This is a genomic window from Micromonospora sp. Llam0 (assembly GCF_003751085.1).
Classification (GTDB): Bacteria; Actinomycetota; Actinomycetes; order Mycobacteriales; family Micromonosporaceae; genus Micromonospora_E.
Map to the genome: position 1 here is coordinate 4,940,269 of NZ_RJJY01000001.1, position 15,709 is coordinate 4,955,977.

Sequence of the window (15,709 nt, forward strand, 5' to 3'; positions counted from 1 at the left end):
ACGGCCGCTCCGGCAGCAGCGAGGCATCCGGATGCCGACGGCGACCCCGGCGGTCGGGTCGATGCCGTGCACTGGCCGCCACGCGCCGTTGACATGGCCGCGACACGGGGAACTGGTCAGCCCTTGAACGCCCCTTCCATGATCCCCTGCACCAGGCGCCGGCCGACGAAGACGAACAACACCAGCACGGGCAAGGTGGCCAGGAACGAGCCGGACATGGCCAGGCCCAGGTCGATGTCCCGGTTGTTCTGCAGTGCCTTGATGGCGATCTGGACGGTGTACCGCTCCGGGGACTTCAGCACGATGAACGGCCACAGGAAGTCGTTCCAGGCGTTGACGAAGCCGAACAGGCCCAGGATCAACGCCGCCGGGCGGACCACCGGGAAGGCGATCCGCCAGAAGATCTGCCAGGTCGTCGCGCCGTCCACCCGGGCGGCGTTCATCAGCTCGTCGTTGACCACGTTGCCGATGTGCTGCCGCATCCAGAAGATGCCGAACGCGCTCACCAGCCCGGGGACGATCAACGCCTGGAGGGTGTCCACCCAGTTGAAGCGCGACATGATCAGGTACTGCGGCACGACGGCGAGCTGGGTCGGCACCGTCATCGTCAGCACGACGATGAGGAACAACGTGTTGCGGCCCCGGAAGGACAGCTTGGCGAAGGCGAACCCGGCCAGCGCGCAGAGGAACGCCTGGCCCACGCCGATCGAGGTGGCCACGACCAGGCTGTTCATCAGCGCCTGCACGAACGGCACGATCTCGAAGACCAGGCTGGCCAGGTGAAAGAAGTTGCCGCCGGGCAGCACGTGCGGCGGCAGGCTGTACGCGGTGGCCGAGTCGGTGGTGGCCACCACGAACATCCAGTAGAGCGGAAAAGCGCTGAAGAACACCATGCCGCCGAGCGCGAAGTACACGGCCGGGTGGATCCGGTTGGCGCTGCGTCGCCGGTGCGGTGCGGGATTCATGGGCGCTCCGAGCGGATCCGGGTGACCAGGAGGTAGTTGATCGCGGAGATGATCACGACCAGCACGAAGAGCGCGACGCCGATGGCCGCGCCGTAGCCGAAGTGGAACCGGCCGAAGGCCTGCTCGTAGAGGAACAGGGTGAGGGTCTGACACTGCCGCGCCGCGCCGCAGGTGAGTCCACCCACCGGGTTGGCCAGCAGCGGCTCGGTGAAGATCTGCAGTCCGCCGATCGTCGAGGTGATGACGGTGAACACGATGATCGGCCGCAGCGAGGGTACGGTGATGTGCCGGAACTGCTTCCAGCCGTTGGCGCCGTCCACGGCGGCGGCCTCGTACAGGTCGCGGGGAACCGCCTGAAGTGAGGCGAGGTACAGCAGGGTGTTGTAGCCGGTCCACCGCCAGGCGACCATCACCGCGATCATGAGGTGGCTGCCCCACAGCGACGCGGTGAAGTCGATGTGCTCGAATCCCAGCAGCCCGAGAAGCCAGTTGAGCATGCCGTAGTCGCGGTCGAACAGTTGGGCGAAGACGATCGTCGTCGCGGCCACGGAGGTGACGTAGGGAACCAGCATCGACATCCGAAACAGGGTGGCCGCCCGCAGCCGTACGTGGTTGAGCACGTGTGCCATGCCGAGCGCGATCAGCAGCTGCGGAACCGTCGACAGCACCCAGATGCTGAACGTGTTGCGCAGTGCACCCCAGAACCGGGGGTCGTCGACGAGATCGGAGAAGTTCTTCAGCCCCACGTAGCTGCGTTCACCGATCGGGTTCCAGTCGAAAAGGGCGATGTAGAACGTGAACAGCAGCGGGAAGAGCCCGAAGATGAAGAAAAGCAGAAAGAACGGCGCGATGTACGCGTACGGGGCCAGTCGTTCCCGTACGCCCTGCTGGATCTGATGGGACCGGGCCGGTCGGCCGGCGGTCCTGCGGTCCGTGGCCGGGCTGAGCATGGTGGTCACAGCGCTCACTTTCCGTGACACGCGGCGGCCGGCCGGAGGCTCCGGCCGCCGCAGGTCAGTCGTCTGCTCAGCCGCGCAGGGCGTTCCTGACGTTGGTCAATGCGGTGTCCCAGGCTTCGTCGGGCTCGACCTGGCCCTGCTCCACGCTGGTGAGCGTGTTGAGCAGCTCGCTGCCGATGGTGGCGTCGTCGGGGCCGATGTAGAACGGCTCGATGTTCACCACGGATTCGGTGTAGATCTGGCCGATCGGCGCGTCGGAGAAGAACGGGTCGGTCTTCGCGAGCAGCTGCGGGTCGGTGTAGACCGACGGCGTGGTCGGCAGCGCCCCGTGCTCCAGGAAGTGCGCGAGCTGGCCCTCGGGCGACTGCATCGTGGCGATGTAGTCCCAGGCCGCCGCCGGGTTCTCCGCCCGCGCCGGGATGGCGAGGTAGCTGCCGCCCCAGTTCCCGGAACCACCGGGAATGGTGGCGACGTCCCACTTGCCGGCGCTGTCCGGGGCATTGGTCTTGATCGCGTTGAGCATCCAGGACGGTGCCGACATCACCGCGAAGTCGCCCTTGCTCATGCCGGCGGTCCACCCCGGCGTCCAGGAGGCGATCCGGCCGGAGATGCCCGCCTCGTACATCCGCAACGTCAGGTCGAACGCCTCTTTGACCTGCGGATTCTTGTCGTACGACAGCTCACGGTTCTCGTCGTAGTAGCGTTCCGAGCCCTGGTTGACCGCCTGGAAGAAGATGCTCGTCGGGGTGTTGTCCAGGAACGGCTTGCCGGTCCCCGCGACGTACTGCTTGCCAACCTCCAGGAACGCGTCCCAGGTCGGCCACAGCTCGGAGACCTCGTCCCGGTCGGTGGGCAGCCCGGCGGCGGCGAACAGGTCGGTCCGGTACGCGATCGCCATGCCGCCGACATCCGTCGGTATTCCGATGACCCTGCCGTCCTCGGTGGTCGACTGCGAGATCACCCAGTCGAGGTAGTCACCGGTCATCTGGTCGGCGCCGAGCGTGGTCAGGTCGACGAAATTCTCCGGGGCCTGCATGAACTTCGGCATGTCGTCGCCCTGGATCAGCACCAGGTCGGGCACCTTGCCGCCGGCCAGTGCCGCCGTGAGCGCCTGGGCCGTCTCGCTGGTGTCGCCCACCTCGGTGAGCTTGACCTCGATGTCCGGTCGGTCCCTGGTGTACGCATCGACGGACGCCTGCTGGTTGATCCCGGTGAACGACCAGAACTCGAAGGTGTTCGGGTCGGACGATCCGGACCCGCCCGAACCTGGCGTACAGCCGGCGGTCAGGATCATGGCCGCCGCCGCAGCGACGGCGGTGGCGGTGGTGACGACGCGCTTCAAGCGGCCCTCCATACGGTGGTCGTCGACTGCCGCGGCTTCAGCGATTGTCAGGATCACCCCTACGCGCAAGACATTGACGAATGTTAACATCTGTGGACTGGGAGTGACGGTAGTCAATGCAATGGGTGCCGTCAACCGGATGAGGGCGCCAAAACTGGTTGTCACCGGATCCGGCGGGTCGGCATAGTCCTGCCGTGACCGATGCGCTGACCTCCGGACTGCTCGCCGGCTACGGCATCGCGATCCCGGTCGGCGCGATCGGCGTCCTGATAGTCACCCTTGCCGCACAGGTGTCGCTGCGCCACGGCGCGGCGGCCGGGCTCGGCGTCGCCACCGCCGACGGGCTGTACGCGCTCGCCGCGGTCGTCGGCGGCGTGACCATCGCCAGGCTGGTCAGCCCGGCCATCGCCGTCCTGCAGGCGGCCGCCGCCGTGGTGCTCGCCGCGATCGCCGTACGCGGGATCGTCGTCGCGGTCCGGGCCCGCCGCGCGCCGGCCGACGCGACCCGGTCGGCACCGGCCGGGTCCCTGATCCGGACGTACGCCACCTTCGTCGGGCTGGCCCTGCTCAACCCGACGACGATCGTCTACTTCGCCGCGCTCGTGGTCGGCCACCAGGATGGTTCGACGGAGTCCGCCAGCGGTGCGCTGCTCGTCGGCACGGTGTTCGTCGGGGCAGCGTTTCTCGCCTCGGCCAGCTGGCAGCAGCTGCTCGCGGCCGGCGGCGCGATCGTCGGCCGCGGGCTGGCCAGCCCGCGCGGCCGGCTGATCACCGCGCTTGTCGGCAACGGCATCATCGGCCTGCTCGCCATCCGCCTCGCCTGGCAGGCAGTCAGCTGACCGACGGTCAGGGCTCGACGAGATCGGTCAGAACCTGGAATGCGGTCGGATTCCTCAGGTGGAGCCGGGTGGCACGTCGGACCAGATCGCCCCGCACCGAGACCGACAACATCTCACGATGCGCGCGGACAGCTTGGTCATAGTCGGCCTGCGGCAGGTTCACCCAGAATCGCCGCAGCCGGTCCTCACCCTCGATCACGCCGGCGATACTGACCTCCCCTGAGCCGGTCTCCTCACGGTGCAGGCGAACGACGTTGCCGACGATGAGGACACCCTCCTCGGGGATCCGCTCCCGAAGCCCTTGGGCAGCGGCGACGAGAACTGGCAGGTGGTCGTGGCGGAACCTGATCGGTGGCAGCTGCCGGGTCCGCAGCGGCCGCCCCGGCGCCAGCCGCAATGCCAGCTCGAAGGGGTGGCCGGATTCGCCCCCGAGCCCAGCGAGGGCCTCACACAGGTTCGCGCTGACTCCGTCACGCACAGCGGTGGTGAAAGCGTCCAGCCCTGCCGGGCCGACGAGAGCCTCGTTCGCAGCGTCGTACGCGGCGCGGACCGCGTCGTAGATCTTCAGCGAGACCTGCCGCTCGAACGGTTCCGCCGGCTCCATCGCCTGAGGTAGGTCCTCGTCGAACAGCGAGGCTTGACCGGATGCGAGACGGGGCGGGACGGGGGTGAAGACCGAGAGCACGAAGCTTCCCTCCGAGCCGGGGCCAAAGCGGACCTCCCGGAGAAACTTGAGCACCTCGGCTGGCTTGCGGGCAGGCTGCACCGCTCGTGCTTGATCTGGCCTGACCGAGTACGCCGCTGCGGCAACCACGTTGCGTAGGCTCTCGAAGGCTTGAACACCGTCGTCAAGACCAATAGTTCCGGGCACATTGCCTGCCGGGAAGGCCCGAACGGTGTGCACATCCATGGAGACGTTGGAGATGTCAGCAAGGATGTCGAGCTGCGACCGGCCCTCCACGACGGCGAGCACCTGAAGGATGTCTCGTACGCGAGCCGGGTAGTCACGTAGCGTCGACTCCAGCGGCTGCAGCGCTTCAAACTCAGCGCCATCTACGACCTTGATCCACTGGGCGCTGGTTCCCGACTTGCTCTGCCTGGTCCAGTCCTGCGAGCGGAGGTACATCGCGAGCTCCAACGGTGACCGCGCGGCCAGCGCGGCGTGATCGGTGACCTCTGCCTGGATCATTTGGCCTCCCCGACACCCGCTCAAAGAAACTCGCTGCACCCGCAGTCACCGTCTTCGGTCTTCACCGAGCAGGTGCGGGTGATGATCGAGACATCGTGCACGCATGCGGTACGGCGGGCTGCAGTACCTGGGAAATCACATGCGGCGATGTGAGGCTGAGATACCGAATGATTGCGGCGTAGGGTATCTCAGCCTCACATCGACGCGGGCTGCTGCCGGCGGTGTGGATCGTCAGTTGGAGGGCGGGTGCAGGCGCAGGGCGACGACGGCGGCGGGCAGGTCAGCGGCGGTGGCGACCCGCCGGGTGGTCTCGGGACCTTCGCGTACGTGCACCTCGCAGCGGGACGCGGCGAGCGAGACGATCACCGTCTCGCCGGCGTAGTACCCCGCGAGCAACGACAGCAACGGCACCAGGTTGGCAGGCGCCGCCCAGTCGCCGGGGTCGCCGTCGGCTGCCGGCGTCGGCACATCCTGCGGTACGGATTGCGGCACGTTCTGCGGTACGGCGATCGCGGTCGACGGATCGGCCGGCACCGCCGAGCGGGTGGCGCCGCACACGTACTCGACGGCTTGGGCAAGCGCGTGCCCGAGGGTGGGCCGGTGCGGGTAGGCCCGCAGGCCGATCGCGGTGCCGGGCGCGGCGAGGTACGCGCCCCACGACACCCCCTGCATGCGGTACGGCGTACCGGCGTTGTTGCGATGGTCGGCGACGGTGACGATCAGGGCCAGCCCCAGCCCGTACGCCAACGCGAGCACCCGCGCCAGCGGTGGCGCGTCCGGCTCGGCGGCGTGCAGCAGCACCCGGCCGCCGGGGTGCCCGTTGGCGACGTTCGCCAGGTACGCGGTCAGCGGGTCCTGCCCAGGGTGGTCGAGGGTGACATAGCCGTACCAAAGTTCCTGCACCAGCAGGATCTCGTACTCGTCGAGCGGCGCGAGCTGGTCCGGGCCGATCGGCTGGCCGCGTACCGTCAGGTCGCCGAGGTGGAACGGGAGCCGGAACTGCTGCGGCACCTGGTGGATGGGTTTGCCGCCCGGCTGGCTGCCGATCCGCGGCACCACGGCGGTGGCTTCGTCGGGAAGTGCCCAGTTGAGGTGGCGGGCCCAGTGCTGTCCGTCGGTGACGGTGACGACGGCACCGTGCCGGATGCGCAGCGTGTCGCCGCAGCTGAAGCAGCGGCTGAGGCCGGCGGCGTACCGGCCGCTGCGCCCGGCACCGCCGCAGTAGCGGCACTCCGGGTCGGCGGCGGGCGCGCCGACGGTGCAGACGCAGCGGCGCAACCCCTGCTCCGGTACGCAGTACGGGCAGGGGTCGGACGGGATCGCCGGCCCCTGCCAGCTGGGCGGCGGCGGTTGCCACGCTCGGGCGAGCTTGTCGACCGTACGCCGGGAGATCTGTCCGGTGGTGCGTTCGGTGAGTTCCTCGACGACGGCGACCACCCGCAGGCTGGTGTGCCACCAGCGGCCGTCGCGCCAGATGGCCTGGGCGCCGGGGGTGGCCTCGCCGGTGCCGAGTGAGGTGCAGTCGGCGATCATGCGGCGTTCGAGCTGGTCCAGGTCGAGTTTCGGCGGCCCGATCGGCGGGCCGGGTCGGCCGGGGCGCAGGTAGTGGGCGGGTACGTCGACACCACGGTCGCCGATCCCGGTGGCGAGGCGGGTGGCGTCAGCGGCGACGATCGCCGCGTCGAGGCTGTCGTAGCTGCCGACGCCGCTGGCGAACGCGTCGCCGACTCCGGTGTCGGGCAGTTCGAGGCGCAGCTGCCAGCCGTAGCGGTCGTCGCCGTACGGATCGGGCCGGGTTTCGACGACCAGGTCGAGGCAGAGCAGTTCGGCGAGGGCGCAGAGTTGGCCGAGGTGACGGGCCGGGTCGGGGCGGTCCGGCGGGGCAGTGCGGCCGAGCCAGAGCTGCCACGGGTGGTACGTGTAGTTGGCGATCGCCGCCGCTTCCAGGGCGTGCCGCCGTGCCTGCGGCAGGTCGGGTCGCCAGTCGCGGGGCAGCACCAGCCCGCCGACGAGAAGATTCCGCTCGGGGGTGTCCGGGTCGTACAGGTGGTCGGCGCCGACCCAGCCGGCCAGTTCGGTGACGACGGCGTCGAGGTCGAGCCACCAGCGGCCGGCGCGGTGCACCGGGTCGAGCGCGCCGGGCACGATGTTGACGGAGGCGACGGCGGCGGTGTCGGCGTTGGCGACGGTGTAGACGAGCTGGGCGCGGCGGCGGCCGAGCCCGGCGCAGCGGTCGCAGGTCGCGCAGTTCGTGCCGGTGCCGAGACAGATTTGACAGTCGCGGTACGCCGTACCGCCCGGGTTGCCGGCGGTCAACTGGTCGTCGTCGACGATGAGCTGGTCGCCGTACCAGGTGCAGCTGCACCGGTGGGAGGTGACGCCACCGCCGTCGCAGGTGGTGCAGTCGACGACGGTGACGCCGGGGTTGTCGGGCTCGGTCACCGGACGGCGGCCTGGTTGATCGCGGCCTGGTTGATCGCGGACTGGTTGATCGCGGACTGGGTGGACTGCCAGCGGCGCAGCGCGTCCTTGATCCGGTTGTTCTGCTCCCAGGTGCGGTCGAGTTCGGCGTAGAGGACGCCGAGGTCGTAGGCGACGCGGTCGAGGAACGCGCCGACTTCGACCGGGTCGAGGCCGCGGGCCGTGACGCCGACCGGCCGGAACCGTTGGTTGCGCACCTGCCAGGGCCGGATCGGCCGGTACGCCGCCGAGCGCATGTTGGTGCTGGGCACCCGGTGGACGCCGCGGTCGCCGCCGGCCGGCCAGCGGCTGGGCGGGGTGGACGCCATCCGTCGGCGTCCCCAGCGGACCCGCATCCGTTGCCACATCCTTCGCATGATCAGTGCTCCTCCCCTGTGTCGTGCCGTTGTTGTTGGTGGTGTGCGTGGTGGATGGGGGTGGCCCTGCCCCTTGCCGACTCGGGCGGGGCCACCCCCGGCCCCGATCACCGCAGCCCTCCTTGGCGGTACAGCGACCGAGGCAGACCTTGATTCCGCCGCGTGAGCTGCGAAAATCTGGGTCAGGCGCAGTCGCCGAGGTCGGGGTGCGCGCTGCCCGGCCCGGTCGCGCTCCGAGCAGCGGTACGGGGCCGGACGTCGGCGTCACCGCGCCGGGCGTCGGGCACGAGCACCGGCGGCGGTACGTCGACCGGCACCTGCCGGGGGCCGGTTCCCGGGTCGTCCCAGTCCGACCCACACGACCGCCACCGGTCGTCATCCATCTGCGTCATGATCGATTTCCCTCCAATCAGTTGGCGGTTCTCGTTCGTGGATTCAGCGTAGAATTCGATGTTCGTCTAGGCAGATGCAAGGGCCGTCAAGTTGACGGGGTTGACACTCGTCAAGTCCTTAGCTTCTCCGCATGCGGTTGGCTGGGATGACAGAAATTCAGCAGATGCTCGGCGGCATTTCCCGCCAACGAGCCTCCGAGATCGTCAAGAGGTCCACCTTCCCCGCACCTCTGGACTCCTTGAACGCAGGGCGCATCTGGTCCCGCGAGGCAGTCGCCGAGTGGATCAAGGAGCACCGCCCTTCCCAACTCGACGATTGACCTTCGCTCTTGCGGTTGTCTAGCGCTCGCTTGCCGTCGTCGACTAAACCAGCTGAGTGCCGCAGAGGACAGAACACATTGGTTAACTTCCCCTTGTTAACCTCTGCCGATCCCAGTCCAGGTAGGGCATCATGAGTATGACCCGGACGGAGGCGGGCATGAACGCTCTGAAAGCAGCACGGGAGTCACGCGGATGGTCGCAGGCGAGACTCGTTCACGAAATCGCTCGACGACGTGCTGCCGCTGGCGCGGCTACCGCCACTCGGGCAAGTCTCAAGGTCTACGTCTCCGAGTGGGAGAACGGTCGGCGGTCAGTAAACGGCGAGTACCGCGCTGTCCTGCGGGCGATCTTCGGACTGACCGACGCCGAACTGTTCGGGGCAGCGACAACGGAAGGCGAGACACTCGACAGCGCGTACGCCGAGTTGGCCAAGCGCATCGAGGCGTCCAAGTCGGTCGACGTCGGGTTGGTCGGCGTGCTGACGCAGCAGACCGAACTCTTCCGCTCCATCGACCGGCAGGCGGGCGCTCCCGCGCTGGGCGACCAGATGCGCGCCCACGTCGAGACGTTGGAGAATGCCCTCGCATACTCCGTACTCCCGTCCGCACGCCGGCCGGTTGCGCGGGCGCTCGCCGGTGCCGCGACGCTGGCCGGCTGGCAGGCGCTCGACGTCGGCGCGGTCGACCGAGCCTGGCGCTGCTACGAGTTGGCGCGACGAGCAGCGGTCGAGGCGGCAAGTCCGGCCCTGGTCGCACACGCCATGGGCGAACAGGCGTACGTCCTGGTCGATGCCGGCAAGCCGGAGCTTGCCCGCATGCTGATCCTGGAAGCGGTTTCGCTGGCCGAGCGGAAGGCCCCTGCCCGGTTGCTGGCGTGGCTGCACGCGGCTCACGCCGAGTTCGCCGCCACTCTGTCGGACGCGTCGGCAGCCCACGCCGCGCTGGACCAGGCCGCCGCGACGCTGCCAGCCGGATCGGAGATGCGAGACGAGGAGGTGGCCGGAATCTTCCTCAACGAAGCCCACCTGACGCGCTGGCGCGGCAACGCGCATGCCCTGCTGGGCGAGCGCTCGGCGGTCGATGAGCTACATGCCGCTCTGGCTGGGATGGACGGCACGTTCACCCGTGCCGAGGCTGGCCTGCGGATCGGCCTCGCACATGCGCACCTTGCCGGCGGCGACCTGCGCGAGGCCGAGCAGGAGGCACGACGTGCTCGGGCTCTGGCCAGCCGGACGGGATCGCTCAGGAATCAGCGACGCTTCAATCAGTTATTGGCCCGAATCGCGGCAAATATCTAGTCCACCGGCACGCCGAACGCCAGCACGTGCAGCAGTCCGACGATCGATCCGGAACCCAGGATCTCGTTCCGGTCGAGTAGCTGCCGAATGCTGGTAAGTGGCACCCACGCAACCTCGCCGGCTTCGTCGGACACGGCTGGCCGGCCGACGAACGTCGCCTCCCTGGCGTAGTAGACGTCGTGCGGCGAGTCGACCATGCCAACCATCGGCTGGTACGAGAACAGACGCCGCATCCCGTACGGGCGCCAGCCGGTTTCCTCTTCGACCTCCCGCGCCACGGCTACTGCCGGGCTCTCGCCGTCGTCGACGATCCCGCCGGGAAGCTCCCACCCCCACTGGTCCGACACGAACCGGTGTCGCCACAGCATTAGCACCTGGTCCCGATCGTCGATGACGACACCGATGGCGGCACGAAACAGCCGTACGACGTGGTGCTCGAACCGCTCGCCACCGGGAGGCTGGACGTCGACCAGGTCGAGACTGACCCACGGCCGCCGCTCGTACACTGTCCGCTTCCCGAACACGTGCCAGCGATGAGCATCGGCTTGCTCAGGGCCAGGCCCGTCGTCGAGCCGGCCCCGCAGCCGTTCGTCTCCGCCCGTCGCGTCACCCATGCAGGCCAGACTATCGACGCAGCCGTTCGTACCAGCCCTGCACCCAATCCGCAGACAAGGGCCGCGAATCCCCGCCACCGAACTCCTCGGCCTCGCCGCCTGACGCAGGCACCTGGAGCTGCCCAGCCGCTCCGGCGGCGACCCAGGCAACCACCTGGGCTGTCACCGGCCGCTCAGGTCGCCGGGCGCTGGCATGCCGTCGTACGCGATCACGGTCGCTCGGTGACCACTCGCCGTGCTTGAGCCATAGTGGACGTTATGGCTACTACGACGATGCAGCTCGACAGCGGTCTCCGAGACGAACTGGCGGAGATCGCCAGACGCGACTTCGCAGGCGTTCCCCTTGCCGAGGCGCTTCGGCGGCTCATCAGGGAACACCAGGTCAACAAGATCATGACGCGGTACGCCGAGCTACAGTCCGACCAGCAAGAATGGGCCAGGTACCGGGCCGAGACGTCGTTGACCGACAACACCGCCGGTGACGGCATGCCACCCAGGCGCGACGAGTACCCGGAGTACAACGAGTGAGCCACGCCAAACTCGCACCGTGGCAGGTGTGGCTGGTGGACTTCGGTAACCCGGTCGGGCACGAAGAGGGTGGCGTACGTCCGGCCGTCATCGTCGGCTCCACCACCCACTGCCGGTTCCCATCGGTATGGCAATCGTGGTGCCGCTGACCACGCGGGACCGCGGCTTGGACCACCATGTGCGGATCGACTCCCCCGAGTCCGGGCTGACCCGCCCCAGCTGGGCGCGCACCGAGGACATAACGGCGGTTTCCACGCAACGGTTCCGCCGCACACAGCCCCTGGGAACCGCCTCAGCCAGCGAAGTCGCGCGGCTGTCCGAATGGCTTCGGGAAATGGTCGCCTTCACGCCCTGACTGCGACACAGCAGCAACATCATACGTAGCAGATGAGAGCGACATAGAGCGTAGCGGCACTCTCAGGGCCGCCCCGCAGGGACGATCAGGTGTACGCGCACGATGTCGTCGATGCCCGATCTTCTCTTTCTTGCGCACCGAGTCCCGCAGCGGTAGGACGTAGCCGACGTCCTTGGGGAACAACGAGGTTCACCACCCGCGCCACCGAGCTCCTCGGCCTCGCCGCCTGAGGAAAGCGCCTGAAGCTGTACCAGCGGGCCTCGCCTACAGCCAGACCCGTTGTGGCGAGCGCTCGCCGGTTGGGTGCCACGGCAGGTAGGGCCTGGCGTCACTCAGTCGAACCTGGCGCGCCCTTCACCGCCTGCCGCGCTGCCGGACTTGGAGTCATCGTCCCCTTCGGGGTTGCCGCGTTGATCCGAAGCGATCTCCCATGTCTTGTTGTCCACGAGCCGGGTTATGGCGTACTGGGAAACTCCGAAAACGACACTCCACGCGAGGATCTGTGCTCCCGTGTCAAGCTGGGTGAGACCTGGAACGAATTCACCGCGGATGAAGGTAACTCCCACGAAGGCAGAGAGAGCGCCGGCGGGCAGCTTCAGCGCAGCCGAAGCAAGGCGCAGGTCGTACGGCACCGCCGACCTGTGCAGCCTGGCCAGAGCAGGGATCCCGGACAACACTGCCCCGATGAACCCGAACACCAGGACCAGCGTCACGTCGACCCGATCGGGCTCGGCTTGCCGGTCCCTGTCCTCGGCAGTGGGCTGCATGCCCTGGTCCTTTGTCAGCGGATCATGCGGACACACCAGAGTGCCGGGGTCCGTCCCAAAACATAGACTCAGCACGTCGGGAGACTCGTATCCCCAGATACCGAGACAGAGAACCAATGCCAGGGTGAGCATCGTCACGGAAATCAAGATGTTCCGCACGCCGCGCACCCGAGAATACCAACTATTTATCGCGGTGCAGCTTCCGACCAAGGCAGCCATCATGGCATAGCGAAGTTCACTCACCTCGGCACATTTTGCCTTACCTGTGAAGACCTGACGCCAACCGCCCGCCGCCCTGCGCTCACGGCTCCCGATGCCGTCTCGTCCGCACAGCTCACGGATCTTTACCAATCTGCAGTCATTCTCGTGGGAGCTTCTTGGCCAACTCCAGCACGGATGACGACCAGCCCTTCAGCCTCTCCTCATCGGCAACCTTGAGCAGCACGAGCTCAGCCGCATGAATGTGCGACCAGGTCCGCTCAAGTGACCCCCTGAACGGCCAGACGTTCCTTGCAGCTTGGCGCGCAAGGGCGACATCGGCGCTGACAAACTGACAGGCTTCCCGCAAACGAGGATCATCTTTTTCTGAATAGAGGAGCCGACTTTGATGCTCAAGGTAAAGAGCTCGGGCGAGCGCATGCTGCCGCCAAGCTCCCCCGAAACTCCACGCACTCCAGGCAGCCCCTGCCTCCGATGCCGTGCCGGCACCGGAATCACTGCCCTTCCTGCTTCGCTCCTTCTCCCCCATACCCGAACCATAGGCATCGCCTACCTACCCAGGATCACTTCTACCTGAAGATGTGATCGCAGAGCAGGCTGGTGCAGTAGTTGTGACCGTGGCGTCGGATCTGGCGAGTTCTCGCCTTCGTGTGCTGCACTGGCCGGCATGAGACATCGCTCGGCCTGGATGCTCAGCTCGCTCGTTCTGGTGCTCGCTCTGGCAGGCGGCTTCGCCGGGTGGCGGTGGTGGCACCATCGGTCGCCGTACGAGCCGGAGGTGTTGAAGGCGACCGCGACGCTGCGGCTGGTCGACCAGGCAACTGCGGACGCCGCCTTCGACGGTCAACAGCTGGTAGTTCCCTCCGACGGCGCCCAGGTCTTCCTCGGCCAGGTCAGGTGGACGCCGCCACCGCAGGCGAAACCCGGCGCGATGCTGATCATCGCGGTGCTCGACAAACGGACCCGCACCCTGCCCGGGTTCATCTCCACCACGTCGAATCGACCGGACCGGGTCGGATCAGGCTCGGACGGCGTCCTCAACGCCGTTGAACAGCGCTACCCCTGGCTGCAGGGCATCGGTGACCGCGAGGTCAACGGTGGCTTCTACTCCTCCGGCGACGTCGTCATCGTCGCGTCGGTCGACGCCACCCCCGTCACGTACTCCTTCGTCCTACACCCGGCACATCCGGAGACACCACCGGGGTTCGCGATCGCGTCCGCTCCCGCCGCCGTCGACGACCTGATGGTCGCCCTGATCAGCGTCGGCCCCGACCGGCAGATCTACTGGGCCGAGCGGCTACTGAACTGACCAGCCGCCCGAAGTGCCATCACCTTCCGTAGCCTGACGTTGACGCACTCCGATAGGCTCCGACCATGTAGGAGAGTGACCGCCGTAGCCGGGCTCGTCGCAGGACCGACGTCGGGGAGGAACTGGTGGCCAGCATCCAGGAAGTCAAGGCCGGTCTCGCCCAAGCCGCAGAGCACGGCAACACGAGCCGGCAGCAGCTCATGGCGGCGGTGAGGACCCTGGACAACATGCTCAGCCAGCTCCACGCTGTTTCGGCCGGCACCGGGCACCACTTGGTGAGCGAGGCGATCGGCCGCTGCGAGCAGGCCAAGCGGCAGTTGGAGGAGTCCGCCGGCCTCATCCACCAAGCGGGCGAGTCGACCCGCCGGTACGCCGGTATCCTCGGGTAGCGGCGATGAGCGTCGACGAGGTCAAGAGCCGGCTACGCGAGGGGACCGAGGCGTTGCGGTCGGCAGCTGACACCATCCATTCGGTACGGGAGACCGTCCGGTCCTGTCATGTCGCCGCCGTAGCGGTCCTCACTGACAGCCAGCACCCGCACGTCACCGCCGCGCTCAGCCGGCTACGCAGCGCCGACGACGAGAACGAGCTGGTGCTCCGCCGAATCGACGGCGGCGCAGACAGCGCCGAGGAGTACGCGAAGGCTCTCGGGTGAGCAGCGGCAGCGTCGGCGACGTCATTGCGGTGCTGCGGCAGATCCTCGACGACCTCGATAGCGCGGCAGTCGCGGCAACGACCGCACAGAAGTCGGCCGCGGCCGGTACGCGGCACTACCAGACCGCGACCGAGGGCGCTGACAGCTCTCACGCCACCGCAGCGCGCACGCAGGCCAGCGAGGCCGCTGCGAAGTCCGGCAAGATCGCCCGGCTCATCGCCGAAGCAGCAGCCGAGATCTCCCACTACGCCAACCACATCGCCCCCGGCTCCGTCCCGACCCGTACCTCCGCCACCGGAGGCATGCCGTCTGGCGAGGCGTTGGCCAAACCTGGCCACAAGAAGGGTTCCCTGGCGGCCAAGGCACTCGGCCGCGTCGGCCAGGTGCGCAGCTCGGACGACGGGTTGCAGCACTTCGGCAAGTTGGGGGGCATTCTCCAGGACGCTGCAAAGGGCTCCGGCGGGACAGCGGTCAGCAAGACGCCGAATTTTTCTTTCCAGCCGACCCACCAGCCGAGTGCGTCCGCTGGTGATGCGCTGCTCGCCGCGCTGGCGGTGGCCGTCGTCGGGGCGAAGGGCGTAGAGCTGATGTCTCGTATGCGCAGGCGGACAAGAAACGACGACACCAAGGAAAAAGGATAGAAAATGGAAGAGGAAACCAAGTTCCTTCGCGCCCTGCTTCGTCAGGACTGGGAAACCTACGACTCGTTCACCGAAAAGTTCCAGAGCGAGGGCAAGGGCACGCCTGTTGCCATCATCGGTTACAGCTTCTTCGTCGCCGTTCAGCGACGATTCGCCGAGAACAAAGATGCCCGCGAGATTATCCGATTCGTAGCGGATGCGCGAGCCCGACTGCTAGAAGGACGAGAGCTTCCCGCCAAGGAGGGTGAAGCCCTGATCTGCGCCATGCTGGACATGGACATTCCCGGCGTCGAGGAGATCGTCGAAAACCTCGACGTCGGAGTGATGGCCGAGATTCAGGGGCAGCTCCTGTTCCGGCTGGTCGAGGATGCGGAGCTGACGGACGAGCAACTGGACGAACTTCTCCTCGAAGCCGAGGCGCTACTCCACGAGAACCACCCTGTCGAGTAGCCATCGAACGGATGCTACAGTAGCCACATA

The 15,709-nt window shown here is 67.6% G+C and carries 21 protein-coding genes; 11 read left to right on the plus strand and 10 right to left on the minus strand.

What is annotated here, in order from left to right; all coding sequences use genetic code 11:
• Window positions 1-116: 116 nt before the first annotated feature.
• The 3 genes from EDC02_RS21500 to EDC02_RS21510 all read right to left on the minus strand — a co-directional run bounded on the left by EDC02_RS21500 (window position 117) and on the right by EDC02_RS21510 (window position 3,266).
• On the minus strand, window positions 117-965 hold the full coding sequence (locus EDC02_RS21500) for a carbohydrate ABC transporter permease (RefSeq protein WP_123603515.1): 849 nt from the start codon (window positions 963-965) through the stop codon (window positions 117-119).
• Complete coding sequence (locus EDC02_RS21505; RefSeq protein WP_123605016.1) at window positions 962-1,915, minus strand: carbohydrate ABC transporter permease; 954 nt, start codon at window positions 1,913-1,915, stop codon at window positions 962-964. Before EDC02_RS21505 ends, EDC02_RS21500 begins: the two co-directional genes overlap by 4 nt.
• Window positions 1,916-1,991: 76 nt before the next feature.
• A complete protein-coding gene (locus EDC02_RS21510; protein WP_199757720.1) occupies window positions 1,992-3,266 on the minus strand; it encodes an ABC transporter substrate-binding protein in 1,275 nt (424 codons plus the stop codon).
• Between the two features lie 194 nt (window positions 3,267-3,460).
• On the opposite strand from EDC02_RS21510, the gene EDC02_RS21515 reads away from it, so the two are divergent.
• Complete coding sequence (locus tag EDC02_RS21515; RefSeq protein ID WP_123603516.1) at window positions 3,461-4,105, plus strand: LysE family transporter; 645 nt, start codon at window positions 3,461-3,463, stop codon at window positions 4,103-4,105.
• 7 nt (window positions 4,106-4,112) lie between these two features.
• On the opposite strand, the gene EDC02_RS21520 is transcribed toward EDC02_RS21515, so the two are convergent.
• The 4 genes from EDC02_RS21520 to EDC02_RS21535 all read right to left on the minus strand — a co-directional run bounded on the left by EDC02_RS21520 (window position 4,113) and on the right by EDC02_RS21535 (window position 8,523).
• Entirely contained in the window at window positions 4,113-5,294 is a 1,182-nt protein-coding gene (locus EDC02_RS21520) for a hypothetical protein (RefSeq protein WP_123603517.1), read from the minus strand.
• Window positions 5,295-5,525: 231 nt separating this feature from the next.
• On the minus strand, window positions 5,526-7,736 hold the full coding sequence (locus EDC02_RS21525; protein ID WP_123603518.1) for a hypothetical protein: 2,211 nt from the start codon (window positions 7,734-7,736) through the stop codon (window positions 5,526-5,528).
• A complete protein-coding gene (locus tag EDC02_RS21530; RefSeq protein ID WP_233606425.1) occupies window positions 7,733-8,011 on the minus strand; it encodes a DivIVA domain-containing protein in 279 nt (92 codons plus the stop codon). Before EDC02_RS21530 ends, EDC02_RS21525 begins: the two co-directional genes overlap by 4 nt.
• A 302-nt stretch (window positions 8,012-8,313) precedes the next feature.
• Window positions 8,314-8,523, minus strand: coding sequence for a hypothetical protein (locus EDC02_RS21535; RefSeq protein ID WP_123603520.1), 210 nt, complete (start codon window positions 8,521-8,523; stop codon window positions 8,314-8,316).
• A 146-nt stretch (window positions 8,524-8,669) separates the two neighbouring features.
• Here EDC02_RS21535 and EDC02_RS21540 point away from each other — a divergent pair, with 146 nt between their 5' ends.
• Window positions 8,670-8,843, plus strand: a complete 174-nt coding sequence (locus EDC02_RS21540; protein WP_233606159.1) for a hypothetical protein — start codon at window positions 8,670-8,672, stop codon at window positions 8,841-8,843.
• Between the two features lie 158 nt (window positions 8,844-9,001).
• A complete protein-coding gene (locus EDC02_RS21545; protein WP_123605018.1) occupies window positions 9,002-10,141 on the plus strand; it encodes an XRE family transcriptional regulator in 1,140 nt (379 codons plus the stop codon).
• Here the strand turns inward: EDC02_RS21545 and EDC02_RS21550 are convergent.
• Window positions 10,138-10,755, minus strand: a complete 618-nt coding sequence (locus tag EDC02_RS21550) for an NUDIX hydrolase (protein ID WP_123603522.1) — start codon at window positions 10,753-10,755, stop codon at window positions 10,138-10,140. The two genes, EDC02_RS21545 and EDC02_RS21550, sit on opposite strands and share 4 nt — an antisense overlap.
• A gap of 258 nt (window positions 10,756-11,013) precedes the next feature.
• Between EDC02_RS21550 and EDC02_RS21555 the strand changes: the two genes are divergently transcribed.
• From EDC02_RS21555 to EDC02_RS40935, 3 genes are read left to right on the plus strand one after another with little or no spacing between them, the layout of a single operon-like run.
• Window positions 11,014-11,283, plus strand: a complete 270-nt coding sequence (locus EDC02_RS21555) for a hypothetical protein (protein WP_123603523.1) — start codon at window positions 11,014-11,016, stop codon at window positions 11,281-11,283.
• A gap of 26 nt (window positions 11,284-11,309) precedes the next feature.
• Entirely contained in the window at window positions 11,310-11,432 is a 123-nt protein-coding gene (locus tag EDC02_RS42845; RefSeq protein WP_370461554.1) for a type II toxin-antitoxin system PemK/MazF family toxin, read from the plus strand.
• Window positions 11,411-11,638 (plus strand): type II toxin-antitoxin system PemK/MazF family toxin, encoded by a 228-nt coding sequence (locus tag EDC02_RS40935; protein ID WP_199757722.1) that lies wholly within the window; start codon window positions 11,411-11,413, stop codon window positions 11,636-11,638. The genes EDC02_RS42845 and EDC02_RS40935 overlap by 22 nt, the downstream gene beginning before the upstream one ends.
• Window positions 11,639-11,970: 332 nt before the next feature.
• On the opposite strand, the gene EDC02_RS21565 is transcribed toward EDC02_RS40935, so the two are convergent.
• Together EDC02_RS21565 and EDC02_RS39635 are read right to left on the minus strand one after the other, a co-directional pair.
• The gene (locus EDC02_RS21565) at window positions 11,971-12,648 is read right to left on the minus strand and encodes a hypothetical protein (protein ID WP_148083542.1); all 678 of its coding nucleotides are present in this window, start codon (window positions 12,646-12,648) and stop codon (window positions 11,971-11,973) included.
• Between the two features lie 115 nt (window positions 12,649-12,763).
• Window positions 12,764-13,153, minus strand: a complete 390-nt coding sequence (locus EDC02_RS39635) for a hypothetical protein (protein ID WP_148083543.1) — start codon at window positions 13,151-13,153, stop codon at window positions 12,764-12,766.
• Between the two features lie 138 nt (window positions 13,154-13,291).
• On the opposite strand from EDC02_RS39635, the gene EDC02_RS21570 reads away from it, so the two are divergent.
• The 5 genes from EDC02_RS21570 (at window position 13,292) to EDC02_RS21590 (ending at window position 15,679) form a co-directional block, all read left to right on the plus strand.
• The gene (locus tag EDC02_RS21570) at window positions 13,292-13,933 is read left to right on the plus strand and encodes a hypothetical protein (RefSeq protein WP_148083544.1); all 642 of its coding nucleotides are present in this window, start codon (window positions 13,292-13,294) and stop codon (window positions 13,931-13,933) included.
• A 125-nt stretch (window positions 13,934-14,058) separates the two neighbouring features.
• Entirely contained in the window at window positions 14,059-14,322 is a 264-nt protein-coding gene (locus EDC02_RS21575; protein WP_123603526.1) for a hypothetical protein, read from the plus strand.
• 5 nt (window positions 14,323-14,327) lie between these two features.
• Window positions 14,328-14,588: a hypothetical protein gene (locus EDC02_RS21580; protein ID WP_123603527.1), complete on the plus strand. Its 261-nt coding sequence runs from the start codon at window positions 14,328-14,330 to the stop codon at window positions 14,586-14,588.
• Window positions 14,585-15,229, plus strand: a complete 645-nt coding sequence (locus tag EDC02_RS21585; RefSeq protein ID WP_123603528.1) for a hypothetical protein — start codon at window positions 14,585-14,587, stop codon at window positions 15,227-15,229. Before EDC02_RS21580 ends, EDC02_RS21585 begins: the two co-directional genes overlap by 4 nt.
• A gap of 3 nt (window positions 15,230-15,232) precedes the next feature.
• Entirely contained in the window at window positions 15,233-15,679 is a 447-nt protein-coding gene (locus tag EDC02_RS21590; protein ID WP_123603529.1) for a hypothetical protein, read from the plus strand.
• Window positions 15,680-15,709: the final 30 nt, after the last annotated feature.